This is a genomic window from Deferribacter desulfuricans SSM1, assembly GCF_000010985.1.
Taxonomy (GTDB): Bacteria; Chrysiogenota; Deferribacteres; order Deferribacterales; family Deferribacteraceae; genus Deferribacter; species Deferribacter desulfuricans.
Genome location: NC_013939.1, coordinates 1048031 through 1070200, shown reverse-complemented (window position 1 = coordinate 1070200; position 22170 = coordinate 1048031). Strand labels below are relative to the sequence as shown.

The window sequence follows — 22170 nt, the reverse complement described above, 5'->3', positions numbered from 1 at the left end:
ATTCACTTGAATTTATAATTATTCTAATCTATAAATTCCAAAAACATAAGGAGTGAATTTGAAAAAGAAGGTTATAATTATTGGGGCAGGTTTTGCTGGCTTAAATGCAGCAAAGCAGCTTTCAAAATATAAAGAAATTGATGTCACAATCATAGATAAAAAAAACCATCACCTTTTCCAACCTTTATTATACCAAGTTGCAACTGCAGGCCTTAATGAATCAGATATTGCCTACCCTATCAGAAGTATATTTAGAAAACAGAAAAATGTAACAGTATATAAAGATACTGTAGAAAATATAGATTTTAAAGAAAAAGTGGTAATAACAAAATCAAAAAGATTATACTACGACTATTTAATAATTGCCGCTGGAGCAGAAGAAAACTACTTTGGAAATACAGAATGGAAAAAATTTGCACCTACATTGAAAACGTTAAAAGATGCACAAATATTAAGGAATAAAATCTTAAACGCTTTTGAAATGGCTGAAAAAGCTACAAGCGATCAAGAGATGAAAAAATACTTAACATTTATCGTTATTGGTGGTGGCCCCACTGGTGTAGAACTTGCAGGTGCAATAGGCGAAATGACAAGAATAACCTTAGCTAAAGATTTTAGAAATATAGATCCACGTTTATCAAGAATTTTATTAATTGAAGCTGGGAAAAGAATATTGCCTTCATTTGATGAAAATCTCACTAGTAAAGCAGTCAAAGATTTAGAATCTCTTGGTGTGCAAGTATGGACAAATAGTCTTGTGACAGAAATCACCGACGATAGTATAAAAATCGGGAATGAACAAATAGAAGCAGCAACTGTTATCTGGGCTGCAGGGATAAAAGCTAATAGTTTATCATCAATAATCCCCTCCGAAAAGGATAAAATGGGTAGGGTATTTACTGCAAACGATTTAAGTCTCAAAAATTTCCCAGAAGTGTTCGTATGTGGTGATTTAGCTCACTTTATACAAAATGGAGAGCCTTTACCTGGGATAGCACCAGTTGCAATGCAACAAGGTAAACATGTAGCAAAACAGATTATAAATGATTTAAAGAATAAAAAAAGAGAAGAGTTTGTTTATTTTGATAAAGGGCAACTTGCAACAATAGGGAAAAGTAAGGCAATAGCAGAGATTAGAAATCTCAAGTTATCAGGATTTTTAGCATGGATTACCTGGATCTTTGTTCATATCCTCTATTTAACAGGCTTTAAAAATAGAATTTTTGTTACTCTACAATGGGCATGGTCATATATTACTTTTAAAAAGGGAGCACGTTTAATAATTGATGATGAAAAATAATTGAAAATATTGTTTATTAAAAAATATTTCCATGAGATTGCTTCGGCAACTTTTGTTGCCTCGCAATGACCAATTTCCCAGTCATTGCGAGGAGCAAATGCGACGAAGCAATCTCATGATTGTGATAATTATCAATATGTTAGTCTATTGTGCAACATCCTCATCTTATATATTGAACTGTTATTACCCCGCAATATCATTAATATTTATCAAAAAATTTAAATTTTAATGGCAGAAAAATTAGACTCATGATAATGTTAACCTATATCAACTTAATCAATTTCGTAATAATCTATAGTTATGTTTCTTCACCACGTTTTCTATAACTTACTATTAATGGTACACCTTTAAATCCAAAATTTTCTCTTAATTGGTTAACGATAAACCTTTTATATGAAAAATGAACTGAATCTGGATAATTTACAAAAATAACAAAATGCGGTGGTTTTATATCTACCTGAGTCATATAATAAAATTTCACTCTTCTATTTTTTACTACTGGTGGTTGATGAAGCATTTGAACATGTTCTAAAAGTTTATTAAGCTTTGAAGTCTGAATCCTCTTAGAGTATTCAGCATAAAGGTTATCAACAGCATCAAATATCTTGAATATATTTTTTCTTGTTAAAGCAGATATAAATATTACTGGGGGATTATTTAAAAATTTAAATTTTTCGGCTATTTCTTCTTTAAATTTTTTACCAACCTTTTCATCCTTATTAATAGCATCCCACTTGTTTATAGCTAAAACAACTGGCCTTCCAGCTTCATAAGCATCTGCAATTACTTTTACATCTCTCTCTGTAACCCCCTCCGTAGCATCAATTAACCCTACAGCAATATCTGCTCGTCTAATTGCATCATAACTTCTGTAAAATCCATACTTCTCGATCTTATCTTTAAACATAACAGATTTTTTTCTTATTCCAGCAGTATCTATCAATGTATATTTTTTTGAATTATACTCAAAATAAGTATCCACACTATCCCTTGTAGTGCCAGGAATTGGAGTAACAATCAACCTTTCATCCCCTAACCAACTATTAATAAGGCTTGACTTACCCACATTAGGACGTCCTACAACTACAACTTTTATACTATCAATAAAATCTGTAACCTCTTCATCTTCAACATAGTTTTCTATTATTTTATCAAGAAGTATATCAACATTTTTACCATGAGTAGCACTGATTGGTATTATCTCTTCAACACCAAGCTGATAAAAATCAGCTACAAAAGATTGAAGTTTTTCGTTATCTACTTTGTTTGCCACAACTATAAATTTTTTTTCTCTTTCACGTAAAATATTACAAACCATCTCATCTAATGGGTGTAACCCTTCTTTAGCATCCACAAGTAAAACAAAAAAATCTGCTTCATCTAAAGAAGCGTAAAACTGCTTTATCATCTCTTTTTTCAACAGTTCTTCTCTCAGATCATAACCACAGGTATCTACTATTTTAAATTTCTTACCTTCCCATTCAGCGATATATTCTAACCTATCCCTTGTAACACCAGGCATATCATCGACTATAGCAATCCTTTTACCTGCCAATCTATTAAAAAGGGTAGACTTGCCAACATTTGGTCTACCAATAATCCCAACTGTAAACATTTACACTCCTAACTTAACATATCCAATATTTTATTAATTCTATTTATTACTTCATTTTTTCCAAGATTAATAACAAGTTTATCAAGCTCTGGACCTTTTATTTTTCCAGAAACTCCTACTCTAATTGCCATAAAAAGTTTTTTACCTTTAGCTCCAGTTTCTTTTTGAACCGCTTTTATGATAGATTTATAATTATCTACATCCAAAATTTCCAAATTCTCAATATTTTTCTTAAATGTTTCTAAAACAGGTTTTGTTGTTTCATAAGATAAAATTTCTTTTGTGGCATCATCAAAATCAGTTTCCATTTTAAAATATACTCCAATATATTTTGTTACATCTGATAAAACTTCCAGGTTATCACGTATAGACTCGACCATATTTGCAAGCCTATTAAAAGATGTATTAATAAAATCTTCATCTATCAATCCTGATTTTAACAGAAATGGAATACACAATTTTGTAAGCTCTTTAATATCCTTATTTCTAATATAAATACCGTTTATCCATTTAAGCTTTTCAAAATCAAAAACCGCTGCACTTTTTGATACCCTATCAAGAGTAAAGCTCTTTATCAATTCATCTTTTGATAAAATTTCCTTCTCTTCAGGATGAGACCATGAAAGTAAAGCTAAATAATTAAACAACGCCTCTGGTAAATAGCCTTTTTCTCTAAATTGATTTACACTTGTATCCCCATGTCTTTTGCTTAATTTTGAATGATCAGGCCCTAAAATCATTGGGATATGTGCAAAATAAGGGATATCAAAGCCTAAAGCTTTATAAATAAGTACTTGTTTTGGTGTATTACTTAAATGGTCATCCCCTCTTATAACGTGTGTTATTTTCATTAAAGCATCATCTATAACAACAACAAAGTTATAAACAGGGGTTCCATCTGGTCTTACAATAATAAAATCCCCAAATGCATCTGTATTAAAAGTTATTTCCCCTTTTATCAAATCATTAACAACAACATCCTCATCTTCAACTTTAAATCTTATAGAAGGTTTTACCCCTTTTTTCTCCAATTCTTCTATCTGGTTTTCGTTTAAATTCCTGCATTTGCCATTATATCTAGGTGGTTTCCCCTCTTTCAATGCTCTTTCTTTCTTCTCTTCAAGCTCTTCTTTACTACAAAAACACTTGTAAGCTTTCCCTTCTTCTAAAAGCTTATCTACATACTTTTTGTAAATATCAAATCTTTCAGTCTGTCTATATGGTCCATAATCTCCACCCTTTATAGGTCCTTCATCCCAATCTAAACCAAGCCATTGAAGATCTTCATATATCAAATTTTCACTCTCCTTTGTAGATCTTTCCAAATCAGTATCTTCTATCCTAAGTATAAATTTCCCATTATTGTGTTTTGCAAAAAGATAATTAAATAATGCCGTTCTTACGTTGCCAACATGTATATGCCCTGTTGGACTCGGAGCAAATCTAACTCTTACAGACATAATCCCTCCAAAATTATTGATTATTTATCATAAATATATTAAAATACTTTTAACTTAATGGTTTATTTATGATGATGAAAAAAATACTTATAGCAGATGCTTCTAAAGTGTCAAGAATTCTTTTAGAAAACATTTTATCAGATCATTTTGAAATAATACAATTCTCATCAATTGCCGAAACAATAAATTATTTAAAAAACAATAGCGTAGATCTTTTAATTTGCGGTTTTGAATTAACAGATGGAAATGCTTTTAAACTAGCCGAATTATTAAAAGTAAACGATATTTTTATACCTATTCTTTTAATTACATCTGATCCTAAAACAATTTCAAAATATGATGCTTATACTTTTGGTATATTTGATATTTTAGAAAGAGATAAGATAGATGAATCGATAATTGAAGATATTAATGAAATTATAGAATTGTATTCAAATATAGATCTTTCAAACTCATTTATAGTTGCAATTGATGATAGTAAAACTCAACTATATTTTATAGAAAATGTGTTAAAACAAACAAAATCAAAATACATTTTATTTGAAAACCCACGCGAATTTATCGAAACATTACCTCACTCAAAACCTGATATCTGTATATTAGATGTCTATATGGACGAGTTAGATGGAATTGAAGTAACAAAAATCATTAGAAAATACAAAGAGCTAAAAAATACAAGAATTATAATACAAACTTCAGCAAGAGAAAATTCTCTACTTAGAACATTAATGATAATTGGTGCTGATGATTATATTATAAAACCTTATTCAACAGAAGAATTGTTATTAAAAATTATAAATAATATAAAAGTAAAAAAGATAAATGATGAGTTAGACAAGATTAACAAAGAGTTATTCGAAAAAGCTACAACAGATCCTTTAACAGGACTGTATAACAGAAGGTTTATAATAGAACAGTTGAATATTTTAATTTCAAACTATAAAAGATACCTAGTACCATTTGCTGTAATGATCCTTGATATAGACCATTTTAAAAGGATAAATGATACATATGGGCACGATATCGGAGACGAAATATTAATAAATTTATCTAAAATTTTAAAAGAGACACTAAGAAAAACTGATATTATCGGAAGGTTTGGAGGAGAAGAATTTTTATGTCTAATTCCAAATACCCCATCAGAAAATTTACCAATAATCATTTCTAAGCTCTTAAATAATATAAGAAAATTTAAATACAAATATGAAGAAGATGAAATTACATTTACCATAAGTATTGGATGCTGCAATTTTACAAAAAAATATAAAACTGACAACGAAATCATTAAATGTGCCGATGATATGCTTTACAAAGCAAAAAACAATGGAAGAAATCAGGCATTTTTACTCTTAGATGGGTCAGAGCTAAATATAAAATGATATGAGATTAGGATTTATATTTGCATCCATTTATACAATAATTTTCTGTTTGGTACAAATATTTAATAAAAACAAAACAAGCAAGACATTAATAAAATATACAAAGTTAGTCTATATAGGATTTGATGAAAACAAATTAACAGGAATATTTATAGGTGTAATTTGGGCCTTTCTTGATGGTTTTTTAACAGGTTTCATTTTAAATTTATTAATATCTTTTTTTAAATAACTAATAAATTAAGACCGTGAACGGAAATTATTTTTTATCTTTTGATTATCCCCGCCCACGGTTAGAAATTCAATTTTTTATAACATTGAGGATGTTGCACAATAATCTAATGTATTGATAATTATAATAATCATAAGATTGCTTCGTCGCATTTGCTCCTCGCAATGACTGGGAAATTGGTCATTGCGAGAGTTATCGAAGCAATCTAATATATTTAGTATTTATTTCAGTGCAATAACCTCACATTGTTGCAGTAATAGTTGCTCAAGTTACCCAAATTGATTACCAAGCAATTTAACAGTTACATTTTGTCAGTTATACATGAGAATGCTATTGCACATCAAGCTAATATATTAATAATTGTCACAATCATGAGATTGCTTCGGTAACTTTTGTTGCCTCGCAATGATCCAAAATGTCTTCAGTGCGAGCGTTAACGAAGCAATCTCAAAATTATTTTATAATATTCTATAATTTCTAGCTTCCATGTATTCCAAACAGCTGTCTTAATGCATGTCTACCGATATTTGGATTTTCTTTTAGCCTTCTTCTTGAATAAGGTAACCAGTCTTTACCAAAAGGAACATACACCCTCAATCTGTGACCAGCAGAAACGATAATATCTCTTAATTCCTCATCAACACCAAGAAGCATCTGAAACTCATATTCATCTTTTTTATAATCATACTTTTCAATTAACCTTAATGCTTCAAACACAAGCTTTTCATCATGAGTTGCAATACCTACGTATGCTCTATTTTTCAATAATAATTCTAAAGAATAAGTGTAGTTACGATTTACAATATAAGGGTCTTTATAAGCAATTTTTCTAGGCTCATTATATATCCCTTTGCACAACCTAAAATTCATAGGGCCATCAGCCAATTTCAAAATATCATCAGGTGTCCTTCTTAAATAAGATTGTAAAACAGTACCAACATGACCAGGAAACTCTTCTCTCAACTTTCTATAAAACTCTAATGTATCATCAGTACATGGTGAATCTTCCATGTCAATTCTGACAAAGTTATTTAATGATTTTGCATGCGCTACAATTTCACGTATATTATCAAAAGCAAAACTTTTATCGAGTAAAAGACCCATTTGAGTAGGTTTTAGAGAAAGATTGGCATCCAATCCTTCTTTGTCTATAGTGTCCAAAATTTCTATACATCTTTCTTTATAATATTTAGCCTCATCTTTTGTACTGATAAACTCACCTAATATATCGATAGTTGCCATAATATTTTTATTATTCAACTCATGGGTAACTCTAACAGCATCATATAGATTTGGGCCAGCAATATAACTTTTGGCAAACAGGCCCACAATTGGGCCTGGAATATACATAATAGATTTAGAAATCAAAAAGTTTAAAAGTCCCATTTTTTACTCCTCATTCATAAATGAATATCTATAATCTTCTGGTGCATCAAAATTTTCTTTTATAGTTCTAGGAGTTACCCATCTAATAAGGTTTAAATAGCTACCTGCCTTATCATTTGTACCTGAAGCACGGCTTCCTCCAAATGGTTGCTGGCCTACCACTGCACCGGTTGGCTTATCGTTTACATAGAAATTACCAGCTGCATACTCTAATTTTTCAAGAGCAATGCTAACAGCTTTTCTATCTTCTCCAAAAATAGCACCAGTTAAACCATAAGGTGAAGTACTGTTACACAATTCCAATGTCTCTTCATATTTTTCATCATCATAAACATATACTGTTAAAACTGGTCCAAAAATCTCTTCTTCCATAAGCTTAAATTTAGGATTTGTAGTCTGTATCAATGTTGGCTCTATGAAATAACCAACAGATTTATCACAGCCTCCACCAGCAAGAATTTCTGCCTCATTTGAATTTTTAGCATAATCAATATATGATTTTATATTTTCAAATGCAGCTTCATCAATAACAGCATTAAAGAAATTTGTAAAATCTTCAGGTCCACCCATTTTAATCGTTTTCATCTCTTCTATCATCATTTCTTTAACATCATTCCAGATAGATTTAGGTATATATGCTCTTGAAGCAGCAGAACACTTTTGCCCTTGGTATTCATAAGCACCTCTTACAAGTGCTGTAACCAATTTTTTAACATTAGCACTATTATGAGCAAATACAAAATCCTTACCACCTGTCTCACCCACTATTCTTGGGTAATATTTATAATTTTTAATATTTTCACCTACTACCTTCCACATATTTTGGAATACTTCGGTACTACCTGTAAAATGTATTCCTGCAAGATTTGGATCTCTTAAAACTATATTTCCAACAGTTGAGCCAGGACCTGGAATAAAGTTTATAACTCCATCAGGCAACCCAGCCTCTTTCAATAACTTCATAATGAAGTAAGGTGCATAAACAGATGTGGAAGCAGGTTTCCAAACTACTACATTACCCATTATTGCAGGAGCTGTAGGTAAGTTACCACCTATTGATGTAAAATTAAATGGCGTTACAGCAAAGATAAAACCTTCTAATGGTCTATGTTGAACATAATTCCATGTTGGCTTAGGTGAATAAGGTGGTTGATCAGAATATATTTGCTGCATGTAGTAAGTATTGAATCTCCAAAAATCTATCAACTCACACGCAGAATCTATCTCAGCTTGAAAAACATTTTTACTAACAGAAAGCATCGTAGCTGCATTTAAAAGGTATCTGTATTTACCAGCCAACAACTCTGCAGCCTTTAAGAAGATTGCTGCTCTCTCTTCCCATCTAAATTTCTGCCACTCTTTCCATGCCTCTAAAGATGCTTCTATAGCCATTTTTACTTCTTTTTCACCAGCCATATGATATTCAGCCAATACATGATTATGGTCATGAGGGCATACAACCTTTCCTAATTTACCAGTTTTTACTTCTTTCCCACCAATGATAAGAGGGATCTCAATTTTCTGATTTCTCAACTCATCAATAGCCTTTCTCAAAAGTTCTCTCTCTTTTGTTCCGGGAGCATAACTATAAACTGGTTCATTTTCTGGATATGGTAATTTTACGATACTGTTATTTACTAAAAACATAGTGCACCTCTCCGTTAGTTTTAGTTCATTATATCAAAATAAAAAATAAATTTCAATATTTTGAACAAAATTTTTAAAAAAATATAAAAGCCTGATAGACAGGCTTTTACATCCCTAAATAAGCTTTTTTTACATCTTCATTATCTAACAATGCCTTAGCATCATCTTCCATAATAATATTACCGGTTTCCATTACATATCCTCTATCAGCAATAGACAATGCCAAATGAGCATTTTGCTCTACAAGCAAAATAGTAGTACCCTGAGAATTTATCTCTTTAATAATTTCAAAGATATTTTCAACAATAATTGGAGCTAAACCAAGACTTGGCTCATCAAGAAGTAATAAAACAGGTTTACTCATAAGAGCTCTACCAATAGCAAGCATTTGCTGCTCACCACCTGATAAGGTACCACCTAACTGATCCCTTCTCTCTTTAAGTCTAGGAAAAAGCTCATAAACTTTTTCTAAATCATTTTCAATTTCAACTTTATCTTTTCTTAAATAAGCACCCATTAGTAAATTTTCATATACTGTCAAATTAGGAAATATCTGTCTTCCTTCAGGAACTTGAACAATACCCTTAGCAACAATTTTATCTGCAGTAAGATTTGTGATATCCTCATTCAAAAACTTAATTTTCCCAGCAGAAGGCTTTAAAATCCCTGAAATAGTATTTAATGTCGTAGTCTTACCAGCGCCATTGGCACCAATTATAGTAACTATCTCCCCCTCTTTTATATGCAAATTTATCCCTTTCAACGCCTCAATATGTCCATATTTTGTGTGAACTTTTTCAAGCCGTAGCATTTGCCACCTCTTTTCCTAGATAAGCTTCAATAACTTTTTTATTGTTTCTAATTTCATGAGGTAGACCCTCAGCTATTTTTTTACCATAATCCAAAACTACAATCCTGTCAGAAATCCCCATAACTAATTTCATATCGTGCTCTATTAAAAATATTGTTTTTTGCAACTCATTTCTGATTTTTTCAATCAACTCCATCAAATTTGTAGTTTCTTGAGGGTTCATACCAGCAGCTGGTTCATCCAAAAGTAACAAGTCTGCACCTGTTGCAAGAGCTCTTGTAATTTCAAGCTTTCTCTGCTCACCATAAGGTAGATTTTCAGCTTTTTCATCTTTCTTACCCAGCAATCCCATATAATCTAACAACTCTTCAGCCCTTTTTGTAACCTTTTTTAACTCACTATGATAACCAGGTAATCTTAGAACTGATTGGATAACACCAATTTTTCTTCTACAATGCATAGCCAATATAATATTTTCTAAAACAGTTAACTGTTTAAATAAACGAATGTTTTGAAAAGTCCTTGCTATACCCATTTTTGTTATTTGATGTGGTTTATATTTATTTAATAAAACTTTTTTAAACCATATTTCTCCACTTGTAGGCACATATACACCGGTAATAACATTAAAAATTGTTGTCTTACCAGCACCATTAGGACCAATTAAACTCATAATTTCGCCTTTTTTAATATCAAAACTAACATCATCTACAGCCTTTAAACCACCAAAATACATGCAAACATTTTTTAATTCTAAAATAACCTCACTCATATCAGCCCCTATACATTAACTCTTATTTTACCAAACAATCCTTGAGGTCTAAAAATCATCATAACTATTAAAACAACACCATAAGTTACCATTCTATACTCAGAAGCAAATCTCAATAGCTCTGGAACTGTACTAAGAACAACAGCACCTGCAGCTGCACCAGTAATACTACCCATACCACCTAAAACAAGCATACAGAGTTGCTCTATCGATTTCATAAATCCAAAATCGTTTGGATTTATATATGTTAAGAAATGTGCATAAAGTGATCCACCTAAACCTGCGAAAGCTGATCCAACAGCAAATGCCAATATTTTGTATTTAGCAATATCCACGCCCATCATTTCTGCTGCAATCTCATCTTCTCTAATACTTCTTAAAGCAAGTCCATGTCTTGAGTTTTCAAAACGATACATAAAAATAATACCCAATATTACAGCTAATAATGCTATAAAAAACGTTGTATATTGTGGTATTGCATAAAGGCCAAGCGCTCTACCAGCTATGGGAGTATTTAAAATCACAACTCTCACAATTTCACCAAACCCTAGAGTAGCTATTGCCAAATAGTCCCCTCTTAGCCTCAATATAGGAATACCAAGCAAAGCCCCCATTATACCAGCAAAAAGAGTACCTGCAGAAACACATACCCAAAATGGCATATTCAGTTTAAGTGCTAAAAGAGCAGAACAATATGCACCCAAACTCATAAAAGCAGCATGTCCAAGAGATAATTGCCCTGTAACGCCAGTAATCAAATTTAACCCTAAAACAATAACTATATTAATACATGTCATCGTTGCAATTTGTAAAAAATAATCATTCTGAAAAAAAGATAAAAATTCCATAGCCAGCCCTCTTATACCTTCTCTTTTGCAGTAGAACCAAATAATCCTGTCGGTTTAACTATCAATATAAAAATCAGAATACCAAAAGCTATTGCATCTCTAAAAGATGGAGAGATAAAAGCAACACCTAATACTTCAGCAAGTCCCAAAACAATACCACCAAACATTGCTCCAGGAATACTACCAATACCACCCAATACTGCTGCAACAAAAGCCTTTAGACCAAACAGTAAACCCATCATTGGGTCAATAGCAGTATAATATGTACCAACTAAAACTCCTGCAGCAGCAGCTAACGAAGATCCCAAAGCAAAAGTAAAGCTAATAATTTTATCCGGGTTAATCCCCATCAATCTAGCAGCATTTAAATTTTGGGAAACAGCTCTCATAGCTATTCCCATTTTTGTATTATGAACTATATAATAAAGTCCGTACATAAGGACAATTGAGATCACAATTATAAAAACTTGTAACAATGAAATAGATATACCACCTAAATTATAAGTAATATTTGGAAACAACTTTGGATATGCTTCACGTTGAGGACCATTTATTAATACAACTGTATTTGAAATAATTATTGACGCACCAATTGCACTTATTAATGCAGAAATTCTTGATGAATTTCTAAGTGGTTTATAAGCAACCTTTTCAACTAACACACCTAAAATCGCACAACCCATCATAGCAAAAACTAACACAACTACAAAATTTTTCATAATTACAGTAGCAGCTATAAGCCCTAAAAAGGCTCCTATCATATAAATATCGCCATGGGCAAAGTTTATGAGTTTAATAATACCATAAACCATAGTATACCCAAGAGCTATTAAAGCATAAACGCTCCCAACAGTCAGACCATTTAACAATTGTTTAATAATCATCTCTAACAATTATAACCTCCTAACAAAGAAATAGCCGCCCACTGGCGGCTATTATAGTTAATTATTTAAATTCTCACTATTCATTAAGGAGCTTAAAGTAATATTTACCGTCTTTCTTATCAACCATTTGGATAAATGGAACCTTTTTAGCATTACCTTCTTTATCAAAGCTCATCTTACCACTTACACCCATAAAATCTTTTGTAGCTGCAAGAGCATCTCTCATAGCAACTCTTTGTTTAACGTTAGTACAATCTGTAACACCAGCTTTTTTCATAGCATTAACTAGAAGATAAACTGCATCATATCCTTGAGCTGAGAACATGTCAGCTTCTTTTCCTCTTTCAGCCATTTTCTTAACAAAGTTTTGAACATTTTCAGCTTTAGCTTGTGGTGAGAAACCAGCATATACAATAGAACCCAATACAGCATCGCCACCAACTTTCCACAAATCAGGAGCAAGCAAACCATCACCACCAACCATAGGTGCTTTAACACCTTGTTTTCTAGCTTCTAACATAATTAATGAACCTTCTGGATAATAACCAGTAAATATAATAGCATCTGGATTATGAGGTTTTATAGCAGTAATTTGAGCAGAAAAATCTGTATCACCATCTGATACTGTTTGCTCAACAACTATATTAGCACCATAATTTTTAGCTGCTTCTTTAAAAATACCTGATAAACCAACACTATAGTCATTATTAACTGAAGTAATTAGTGCAAAATTTTTCCAACCAAATTTATCCATTATAAACTTCAATGTAGCAGGGGCACCGTCAGAGTCCAATAAAGTATCTCTGAATACAAATGGTTTGCCATCTGTTACCCCTTTAGCAGTAGCACCAGCTGAAATTAACACAACCTTTGCTCTGTTTGCAATAGGCCCAATAACAAATGTAGCACCAGAAGTAGGCTCACCAATAATAGCACACACCTTATCTCTGTTGATTAATCTTTGAGTAGCTGCAGCTGCCTCTGCTTTATCACCTCTGTCGTCATAATGAACAACTTTAATTCTTTTACCATTTACTCCACCATTAGCGTTAATCTCATCTACAGCCAACATAACACCATCAAGTGTTTTAACACCATAAACTGCTAAATTACCTGTTTCAGGACCAACTACACCAATTACTAAATCCTTTGATTTTGCAAATGCACCAAAAGATAGTAACATCACAATACTTAAAACTAATAACAATAACCTCTTCATACATCCTCCTAACGTTTTTTTTCGTTTAAAATTGTGAACTGCAATTTATTTTATATTTAACAATTTGTCAATTAATTTTTAAACATCTGTTTAGTATTGTTGAACACCATGTTTATATTTGCCGAATTTAATAGATTTCTTTTCAAACTAAAAATATATTTTAAAATTTAACTAAACATATTTTTTTCAGCTTCTTTAAATAATTTTTAGTTATTTTTAATACATCTTGACAAATATTAATTTTGTTTTATATATTGAACTCATGACAATAGGGAAAAAAGTACAGGAATTAAGACAAAAAAAACAGCTAACCTTAAGACAATTAAGCAAATTATCTGGCTGCTCTTTAGGCTTTTTATCTCAAGTAGAACGTGATCTTGTTTCACCAACAGTTTCATCCCTCAAAAAAATTGCTGATGCTTTAGAAGTAAACATAATGCACTTTTTCGATCACCCATCCCGTTATCAAAGGGTAGTCGTAAAAAAAGAAGAGCGCAATAAGCTTGTAAATCCAAAGTCAAAAGTAACATACGAATTATTGAGACCACAGTTTTCTGATACTGAATTAGAAGCATTGTATATGTATTTAGAACCAGGTGCTTATAGTGGTAAAGAGCTTCATTCTCATAATGGAGAAGAATTTGTAATTGTTTTAAAAGGTGAACTTGAGATCACTGTAGGTGATGAAGTTTTCCATCTTAAAGAAGGTGACTCTGCTATCTATAAGTCAAATATTCCTCACGGCTGGAAAAACCCAGGGGAAATAACCACTGAAGTAATCTGGGTAAACCACCCTCCAACATTTTAATCTCATTATAGCTCTATCAAAAAACAATATCACAATAAAAAAAAGCAGGGGAAACCCCTGCTACAAAAATTATTGTTCAACATCCTTGAATTATTCATCTTTGTTAAATGCTATAAATTTACTTCCCATCCTTGTAATAACCTTTAAAGCTACAATATCATCTTTCTTGATTTTATCATAATATTCGTAAAATTCTGAACTATTTTTAATCTTATGTCTGTTGATCCAAACTATAACATCACCTTTTCTAAGACCTGCTTCATATGCATTTGAACTTGGATCAACATTTACAACTTTTACACCACCATCTATACCATAATCTTTAAGCTCACTTTGACTTAAATCATCTACAACCAGTTTCCCCTCTCTTAACTCACCACCTTGAGCAACCTGACCATCCTTCCTTTCTCCCAACTTAACAGTTTTCTTCAAAACCTTTCCATCTCGAATAATGGCCAAAGTTACTTTATCACCAGGGTTATGCTTCCCTATAATCATTACTAAATCACGGCTATCTTTAACAGGCTCATTATCAACTGCTATAACAATATCACCAGCCTTTAAACCAGCCTTATCTGCTGGATCACCTTTAATAACATCAGCTATCAAAGCACCTTCATTTTTATCTAGACCAAAAGACTTTGCGAGTTTATCATCTAAAGGCTGAACAGTAACTCCAAGCCACCCTCTTTTAACTTTACCTTCTTTAAGTTTTGGTAACAACTCTTTTAGCATATTAACAGGTATAGCAAAACCAAGCCCTTGTCCTGATGGTATTATGGCCGTATTTATACCAACTACCTCACCTTTCATATTAACAAGCGGCCCACCGCTGTTCCCTGGATTAATAGATGCATCTGTTTGCATAAAGTTGTCATAAGGTCCTTCACCCAAAACTCTACCTTTAGCACTAATTATACCAGCAGTAACAGTCCACTCCAATCCAAAAGGGTTACCTATAGCAACAACCCATTCCCCCACCTCTGTTTTGTCTGAATCACCAAGAGGCAAAGGTTTAAGTTCCTCATCCTTTGGATCAATTTTCAGCAAAGCAAGGTCTGTCAGAGGATCTTTACCTACAACTTTTGCTTTAAACTCTTTTTTATCAGCCAGCTTTACTATTATTTCATCAGCTCCATCTACAACATGATTATTTGTGACAATATAACCTGACTTATCAATCACGAAACCAGAACCAAGAGCTTTTGATTTGTATTCTTTTGGTTCATTTTGAAAATGTTTAAAATTATCTCCAAAAAATCTCCTAAAAAAATCATCATCAAAAAAATATGGTAAACTTTTTCTTTTTACTATTTTGGTAGTACTAATATTAACTACACCATCCCTTGTCTTTTTCACCACATCCACAAAAGAATCAGGTGCACCAAAGTATGCAAATAGATTTACCGCATACAACAAAATAACCATTAAAATCATACTTACTCGTCTCATCTAATAACCTCCTTTTTTATTAAATAATTTACTACTTTTTCCATTTCAAAATAAGGGATTGTCCCTACAACTGTTACAAGATAATTACCAAAGTTTTTTCTTAACATATAGTTACCTAATAAAATACGTTTTATAGGTACCGTTTTATTATTTGACTTTTTCCAAAACACTGAAAAGCTGTTTAAACCATCAGTAAATGAAATCTGTTTCTCACCATCCCTATTTACACCTTTATAAACTAGTTTAAAACCTTTATATAGGTAGTACCCCCCAGAAACTTTGTGATTAAATATCCTTTTTTTTACTCTATTTGTTTTAAATTGGTAAGAATATAGTAACTTTCCAGATAAATCATAAACTTCTTGTTTGTATATTCTACCATCTTTATAAATCCATAAAATGTGTTTAAACCTATCATTAAAAATAGGATCAAACTCAATCACTTTAATATTAAAGTCACTAATTTTTTTATAACTAATTTTTTCAGAATAATATTCAGAAGATACCATATCGACAGAAAATACAGCATTTATAAGATTTGACACCGTATGAGCAAGATATTTATTATGTGGAGTTTCTTTTTCAAAGTCAAATTGTACATACCTGTCTTCATCGAGAGCAATTTTTATATACACACCCTCAAATAAATTTTCTGCTCTTGCTAAAACAACAGACACAAAAAAGATAAATAAAAAATATAAACAAATATTTTTAACTTGTTTATCTATCATAGCTTACATTTGTAACTTTATTCAAATCAATTACTCTATTTTTTTCTAAATGCTCAGCTACATATTTTTCTAATTTATACTCTGATGCCATTTGACTTTGGGTTTCTGTTTTTTTAAAAAGTAACAATGAAATAGCAATTAAGAATATAACAGCTATCGCCACATAAATCTTAGAAAACTTTTTCCTATTATAAGTAGGTTTAGCAAATACTAACTTACTCATAATTTGATTTGAACAATCATAATCATAATTATTCATAGAAAAAGCTTCTTTAATGTCATCCTTTAAAAGTAAAAGATTTTCATAAAAAAGTTTACAAGATTTACACTCCAACAAATGAGAAATAACCTTTTCACTTTCAATTTCTTCTAATTCATTATCTACATACGCAGAAATTAATTTACGATATTTTATACAATCCATCAGCCAACCCCTGACTTATAAGTCTATTTTTTATTATTTGTCTGGCATTGAAAAGTCTAGATCTAACAGTACCAACAGGTATTTTCAATGTCTCAGCAATCTCTTCATAACTCATATCTTCCACTTCTCTTAAAATTACTACAACTCTCAACCTATCTGGCAAAGATTCCACAAATTTTCTAACATATTTCCTTAACTCTTCTTTCAAAAGCAATTCTTCAGGATTATCTTCGTCCGCAATATTTTCAAAATAATCTGTTTTTTCACTTTCATCATTATCCCACTCAGAGTACATATCTACATTTCTCTTACTTTTGTTTAAATGAGCTAAAGCTAAATTTATTGCTATCCTTTTCAACCAAGGGAAAAACTGTGATTTATCACGTAAAGTATCAAGTTTTTCAAACGCCTTTAAAAAAGCTTCCTGAACTATATCATCAGAGATATCAGGATCTTTCACCAATGATAAAACTGTATGAAATAGCTGTTTTTGATATTTAATTATCAAAAGCTCAAAAGATTTCACATCCCCTTTTAAGATAGCAGCGACTATACTTTTGTCCGACACTCCATTTCCTCCTCTTGTATTTCAGATACTTAATATATATAAAAAGTTCAAAATTTCATATGATTTATTGACAGAGTATTTTTTTTAAGTTATAGAGACAATCTGCTATATTGGAGAGGTGTCCGAGCTGGCCGAAGGAGCACGATTGGAAATCGTGTGTACCGCCACAAGCGGTACCGAGGGTTCAAATCCCTCCCTCTCCGTTTCAGAATGGCTCGATGGGGCCTCTGCAACAGGAGCTGCGTGAACCCCGCCAGGCCCGGAAGGGAGCAACGGTAGCGTGGTTTCCTGTGTGCCGGAGTGTCCCTGTCGAGCCTCTTAATTAACATTATATAAGGGGTTTTATTATGCTAAGGATGTTTAGAAATCAAAAGAAAATTCTTGCTTTCTTTCTATGGCTTGTAATTGCAGCATTTATTGGTACAATATTTTTAGTTTGGGGAGTTGGTGGTAACAGAGGAAGACAAAAAAATTATGCCATAAAAGTAAATGACTTTGAAATAAGCTTTAATGAATACCAACAAGAGTACGATAAATTTTCTAACACTCTAAAATCACTTCTTGGCGGAGAAATTCCAAACACAATCAATATTAATAAACAGGTAACAGACAGTATAATAGAGAAATACTTATTATTAGATCAAGCAAATAAACTTGGAGTATTTGTCTCTGATGTTGAAGTGTTCAATGAAATAAAAAATATACCATCTTTTCAAACAAATGGACAATTTGATGCAAAAAGGTATGTTGAAATTTTAAGATTAAATGGATTAACTCCTGCTTCTTTCGAAAGATCGATCAAAGCAGATCTTTTAGTTCAAAAAACTAAAAACCTAATTACTCAAAGTGTTTCTGTAAATGAAAATGAAATAAAAAATGAATATATTTATAGAAATAAAACGGCTAAGATTAGTTATATAAAGCTAAATTCCGAAAAATTTAAAAAAGATGTAACTTACAATGATGAAGAATTAAAAGCATACTTTGAAAAAAATAAAGAAGATTATCGTGTACCAGAAAAAATTAAACTGAAATATATCAAGATTGATCCTAAAGATTTTAACAAAGAGATAAAAGTTAGCGATGAAGAAATAGAAAAATACTATCTACAACATACTGATGAATTTATTGAAAAAGAGAAAGTAGCTGCTAAACATATTTTAATAAGAGTAAAAGATTGGAATAATAAAAAAGAAGTAGCAGAAGCTAAAAAGAAAATTGAAAACATATTACAAAAAATTAAAAAAGGTGCAAAATTTGAAGACTTAGCTAAAAAATATTCCGATGACCCAACGGCTAAAAATGGTGGGGATTTAGGTTATTTTACTAAAGGTCAAATGATTAAAGAGTTTGAAGATGTAGTATTTAAATTGAAACCAGGAGATATCTCAGATATAGTAAAAACTAAATTTGGTTATCACATCATAAAAGTCTATGGCCATAAACCTGAGAAAAAACTAACATTAGATGAAGCTAAACCTTTAATTATTAAGAAATTAAAAACATTAAAAAAAGATTCTTACTTTAAGGAATATGTATTAGATATATATAGAGATATATTAAAAGCTTCAAATATAACAGCATATACTTTAGAACATAAAGATATTCCTGTTTATGAAACTGATTATTTTTCAATGTTTGACAACATTCCGCCCATTGGTAATGATCTAAAATTAAAAACCAAACTTTTTAAACTTGAGACTTCAGAGGTTACAAATATTATCGATATAAATGGAGTTAAATATATATTTGAACTTATTGAAAAGAAAAAATCTTATATACCAAAATTTGAAGATGTTAAAAAAGAGGTTATTAACGATTATATAAATGATAAATCCGTAGAATTAGCCAAAGATAATGCATTAAGTTTGATTAAGAAATACAATGAGTTACAAAAGATAGCTGACAGCAAAAAGCTTTCTATAACAACTACTCCTGACTTTAAAAGGATAGATCCAATACCTGATATCGGCACAAATGAAGAACTTTCCAAAAAAATATTCAATAAAGGTAAAGGGTTATTAGAAACACCTTTTGTTGTGGGAAATAATATATTTATTATAGAAGTTAACAATATCAAATATCCTGATTTTTCTAAGATCACTGAGGATGAGAAAAAAGAGATTGAAAGTTATATTTTATCTATCAAACAGGATGAAGCGCTAAACAGTTATATAGAAAAACTCAAGAACAATGCAAAAATTGAAGTTAATCCATCAATAAAATAATATGTATGAATATTTTTTCTTTTACGGCACCCTCAGATTTGGGTGCCCCGTTTCATCAATTATTTTAAAGACTGCAAAATATATTACAACAATAACACTTCACGGTAATCTCTATTTAACAGAAGATAAATATCCTGTATTTGTACCAGGAAGTTCTGGCACTGTAGTAGGAGATATTTTTGAAGTTCCATCAAACTTAATAACTCAATTAGACGATTATGAAGACATTAACTCTCAATATTCACCTTACAAAAGGGTAAAAATGATAAAAAATAATATCACTTTTTGGGTATATGCAGCAAACGAAAATTTTATCAAACAGTTAAATAAATCTAAAAAGATACCTTCGGGAGATTGGATAAAATTTATAAAGAAACATCGTCATAAATTAGTGGAAAAATAAATCTGAAGCATGTTCATCTATAAATTTTTCAAGTTTTTCTTCAGCTTTTCTGGCAAATTTGCATCTTTTTAAGCTATTTATAAGTTTTTCACATTCAGATATTTTAACCCTACTAATTATCATTTTAGCTTTTAAAATAGCTGACGGGGACATACTCAAATTTCTATAACCTAACCCTAACAAAACAGGGATATATTTAGGATCACCAGCCATTTCACCGCAAACAGTAACTTCTATCCCCCCTTTTTGAGCATCTTTATATATTTTTCTAAGCAATGTTAACACTGCTGGATGAGTTGGTCTATAAAGATAAGCGACATATTCATTATTTCTATCAATACCTAACGTGTATTGAATTAAATCATTAGTCCCTACACTAAAGAAATCCACTTCTTTGTTAATAAGGTGAGTTATCAAAGCCAAAGATGGCAACTCAACCATAACTCCTAATGGGACATTCTCCTTAAACTCTTTCTTTTCATTTTTCAATTCTTCAATACATTCTTCAACAACATTTTTAGCTTGTCTAATTTCTTCAACCCCAGAAATCATAGGAAACATAATTCTGACATCACCAAAGACAGCTGCACGATGTATTGCCTTTATTTGTGTTTTGAAAATATCTTTGAAACGCAACGAATATCTTATAGCCCTTAGACCCATTGCAGGGTTCTGCTCATCAGGATGAGGTAACAAGTTTGATAATTTTTCTCCGCCAAGATCAAATGTCCTGATGGTAATTGGTTTATTTTCATTGCGAAGAACTGCATCCTTTAAAATCTCAAACTGCTCATCTTCTGAAACATCTCCTTTCTCCAAATAAATAAATTCTGTTCTATAAAGACCTATCCCCTTTGCTTTGTATTCATTTGAAATACTTATCTCTTCATTAATTTCAACATTAGAAAAAATATTTACGAATTCTCCATCAACCGTTTTAACTTCAACATCTTTTAACTTCTCTAACTCTTTAACATAATCTCTATATTTTTTCTCTTTGACAATGTAATCTTCAAGCACTTCTTTGTCAGGATCCAAAATAACAACACCATTAAAACCATCAACAATTATAGTGTCATCACTTGATATAATGTTATCTGTGATTTTTTCCAAACCAACAACAGCTGGAATCCCCATTGCTCTTGCAATAATAGATGTATGAGAGATTTTACTTCCAAGATCTATGGCAAAAGCAACAATATTCTGTTTTAACAATGATACCAGCTCAGAAGGGGAAAGATCATGAGCTATAGCAATTCTTGCTTCTCCACTTGTTTCTTTAAAAACAAAGCCATCATTAGTCATAAATCGTATTATTTTATCAACTATATGCTTCACATCATTTTTCTTCTCTTTTATATAGGGATCTTCTGTTTTTTCAAAAATATTTATAAGCTTTCTCGAAACTTTCCATAAGGCATATTCAGCATTAACTTTTTCATTTTTAATAAATCTTTCAGTTTCACCAATTAGCATATCATCTTTTAATAAAAGTAAATAAACATCAAAAATAAACGAGTGCTCTTCACCAAGGTCTTGTAAACTCAACTCTTTTACATGTTTAATATATTCTTCAGTTTTTTTAATAGCTTCTTTAAATTTCTTTATTTCAAAAGCAATATTACTTTCATTTATTTTAATTTTTTTAATTTTTGTTAACTTTCTATCAATAAAAAAAGCTTTACCAACAGCTATACCTTCACTTACACCTATACCTTTCAATACTATCACTTATCTTCTCCAAATTTATTCTTTACCAAATTTACTAATTCTGTTAATGCCTTCTCCGCATCATCTCCAACAGCTTTTATTTTAACTTTAGATCCTTTAGGAGCTGCAAGCATTAAAATACCCATAATACTTTTACCATTAACTTCTAACCCGTCCTTTTCAATAAAAATATTTGAGTTATACTTAGCAGCTTCTTTAACAAATGAAGCAGCTGCTCTTGCATGCATCCCTAATTCATTTAATATTTCAACTTCCATCTCTTTAATCTCAGCCAT

General features: G+C 31.1%; 20 protein-coding genes, 1 tRNA gene and 1 other RNA gene. 7 read left to right on the top strand and 15 right to left on the bottom strand.

What is annotated here, in order from left to right; translation table 11 throughout:
• The first annotated feature begins 52 nt into the window (after nt 1-52).
• Entirely contained in the window at nt 53-1300 is a 1248-nt protein-coding gene (locus DEFDS_RS05390) for an NAD(P)/FAD-dependent oxidoreductase (protein ID WP_407919193.1), read from the top strand.
• 298 nt (nt 1301-1598) lie between these two features.
• Here DEFDS_RS05390 and der read toward each other — a convergent pair whose 3' ends face one another.
• Entirely contained in the window at nt 1599-2915 is a 1317-nt protein-coding gene (gene der / locus DEFDS_RS05385) for a ribosome biogenesis GTPase Der (RefSeq protein WP_013007788.1), read from the bottom strand.
• An 8-nt stretch (nt 2916-2923) separates the two neighbouring features.
• Entirely contained in the window at nt 2924-4375 is a 1452-nt protein-coding gene (gene gltX, locus DEFDS_RS05380; protein ID WP_013007787.1) for a glutamate--tRNA ligase, read from the bottom strand.
• A 74-nt stretch (nt 4376-4449) separates the two neighbouring features.
• Between gltX and DEFDS_RS05375 the strand changes: the two genes are divergently transcribed.
• Nucleotides 4450-5754 carry a GGDEF domain-containing response regulator gene (locus DEFDS_RS05375; protein WP_161595880.1) on the top strand — a complete coding sequence of 435 codons (1305 nt, stop codon included), beginning with the start codon at nt 4450-4452 and terminating at the stop codon, nt 5752-5754.
• Between the two features lie 706 nt (nt 5755-6460).
• On the opposite strand, the gene DEFDS_RS05365 is transcribed toward DEFDS_RS05375, so the two are convergent.
• From DEFDS_RS05365 to DEFDS_RS05335, 7 genes are all read right to left on the bottom strand, one after another.
• Nucleotides 6461-7369, bottom strand: a complete 909-nt coding sequence (locus DEFDS_RS05365; protein ID WP_013007785.1) for a proline dehydrogenase family protein — start codon at nt 7367-7369, stop codon at nt 6461-6463.
• A 3-nt stretch (nt 7370-7372) separates the two neighbouring features.
• Nucleotides 7373-9016: an L-glutamate gamma-semialdehyde dehydrogenase gene (gene pruA / locus DEFDS_RS05360; RefSeq protein WP_013007784.1), complete on the bottom strand. Its 1644-nt coding sequence runs from the start codon at nt 9014-9016 to the stop codon at nt 7373-7375.
• A 106-nt stretch (nt 9017-9122) separates the two neighbouring features.
• A complete protein-coding gene (locus DEFDS_RS05355; RefSeq protein WP_013007783.1) occupies nt 9123-9827 on the bottom strand; it encodes an ABC transporter ATP-binding protein in 705 nt (234 codons plus the stop codon).
• Complete coding sequence (locus DEFDS_RS05350; protein ID WP_013007782.1) at nt 9814-10599, bottom strand: ABC transporter ATP-binding protein; 786 nt, start codon at nt 10597-10599, stop codon at nt 9814-9816. Before DEFDS_RS05350 ends, DEFDS_RS05355 begins: the two co-directional genes overlap by 14 nt.
• Nucleotides 10600-10607: 8 nt before the next feature.
• Nucleotides 10608-11447 (bottom strand): branched-chain amino acid ABC transporter permease, encoded by an 840-nt coding sequence (locus DEFDS_RS05345; RefSeq protein WP_013007781.1) that lies wholly within the window; start codon nt 11445-11447, stop codon nt 10608-10610.
• A gap of 11 nt (nt 11448-11458) precedes the next feature.
• The gene (locus tag DEFDS_RS05340) at nt 11459-12331 is read right to left on the bottom strand and encodes a branched-chain amino acid ABC transporter permease (protein WP_041223885.1); all 873 of its coding nucleotides are present in this window, start codon (nt 12329-12331) and stop codon (nt 11459-11461) included.
• A 76-nt stretch (nt 12332-12407) separates the two neighbouring features.
• Nucleotides 12408-13550 (bottom strand): ABC transporter substrate-binding protein, encoded by a 1143-nt coding sequence (locus tag DEFDS_RS05335; RefSeq protein ID WP_013007779.1) that lies wholly within the window; start codon nt 13548-13550, stop codon nt 12408-12410.
• 262 nt (nt 13551-13812) lie between these two features.
• Here DEFDS_RS05335 and DEFDS_RS05330 point away from each other — a divergent pair, with 262 nt between their 5' ends.
• The gene (locus DEFDS_RS05330) at nt 13813-14358 is read left to right on the top strand and encodes a helix-turn-helix domain-containing protein (RefSeq protein ID WP_041223635.1); all 546 of its coding nucleotides are present in this window, start codon (nt 13813-13815) and stop codon (nt 14356-14358) included.
• Between the two features lie 90 nt (nt 14359-14448).
• On the opposite strand, the gene DEFDS_RS05325 is transcribed toward DEFDS_RS05330, so the two are convergent.
• Genes DEFDS_RS05325 through DEFDS_RS05310 form a run of 4 tightly spaced genes read right to left on the bottom strand, consistent with a single transcriptional unit; the run spans nt 14449 to nt 17533 of the window.
• The gene (locus DEFDS_RS05325; RefSeq protein ID WP_013007777.1) at nt 14449-15810 is read right to left on the bottom strand and encodes a DegQ family serine endoprotease; all 1362 of its coding nucleotides are present in this window, start codon (nt 15808-15810) and stop codon (nt 14449-14451) included.
• Entirely contained in the window at nt 15807-16541 is a 735-nt protein-coding gene (locus DEFDS_RS05320; protein WP_013007776.1) for a MucB/RseB C-terminal domain-containing protein, read from the bottom strand. The genes DEFDS_RS05325 and DEFDS_RS05320 overlap by 4 nt, the downstream gene beginning before the upstream one ends.
• Nucleotides 16531-16965: a zf-HC2 domain-containing protein gene (locus DEFDS_RS05315; protein ID WP_013007775.1), complete on the bottom strand. Its 435-nt coding sequence runs from the start codon at nt 16963-16965 to the stop codon at nt 16531-16533. The genes DEFDS_RS05320 and DEFDS_RS05315 overlap by 11 nt, the downstream gene beginning before the upstream one ends.
• Nucleotides 16943-17533, bottom strand: a complete 591-nt coding sequence (locus DEFDS_RS05310; protein ID WP_013007774.1) for an RNA polymerase sigma factor — start codon at nt 17531-17533, stop codon at nt 16943-16945. The genes DEFDS_RS05315 and DEFDS_RS05310 overlap by 23 nt, the downstream gene beginning before the upstream one ends.
• A gap of 112 nt (nt 17534-17645) precedes the next feature.
• On the opposite strand from DEFDS_RS05310, the gene DEFDS_RS05305 reads away from it, so the two are divergent.
• The 4 genes from DEFDS_RS05305 (at nt 17646) to DEFDS_RS12605 (ending at nt 20164) form a co-directional block, all read left to right on the top strand.
• Nucleotides 17646-17736 (top strand) — tRNA-Ser (locus DEFDS_RS05305).
• Nucleotides 17737-17749: 13 nt separating this feature from the next.
• Nucleotides 17750-17848: signal recognition particle sRNA small type (gene ffs, locus DEFDS_RS12840), an RNA gene on the top strand.
• A gap of 32 nt (nt 17849-17880) precedes the next feature.
• The gene (locus DEFDS_RS05300; protein ID WP_013007773.1) at nt 17881-19761 is read left to right on the top strand and encodes a SurA N-terminal domain-containing protein; all 1881 of its coding nucleotides are present in this window, start codon (nt 17881-17883) and stop codon (nt 19759-19761) included.
• Between the two features lies 1 nt (nt 19762).
• The gene (locus DEFDS_RS12605) at nt 19763-20164 is read left to right on the top strand and encodes a gamma-glutamylcyclotransferase family protein (RefSeq protein ID WP_013007772.1); all 402 of its coding nucleotides are present in this window, start codon (nt 19763-19765) and stop codon (nt 20162-20164) included.
• Here the strand turns inward: DEFDS_RS12605 and ptsP are convergent.
• Nucleotides 20150-21895, bottom strand: coding sequence for a phosphoenolpyruvate--protein phosphotransferase (ptsP, locus tag DEFDS_RS05290; RefSeq protein WP_041223634.1), 1746 nt, complete (start codon nt 21893-21895; stop codon nt 20150-20152). The genes DEFDS_RS12605 and ptsP overlap by 15 nt on opposite strands.
• Nucleotides 21892-22170 (bottom strand): HPr family phosphocarrier protein, encoded by a 279-nt coding sequence (locus tag DEFDS_RS05285; RefSeq protein ID WP_013007770.1) that lies wholly within the window; start codon nt 22168-22170, stop codon nt 21892-21894. Before DEFDS_RS05285 ends, ptsP begins: the two co-directional genes overlap by 4 nt.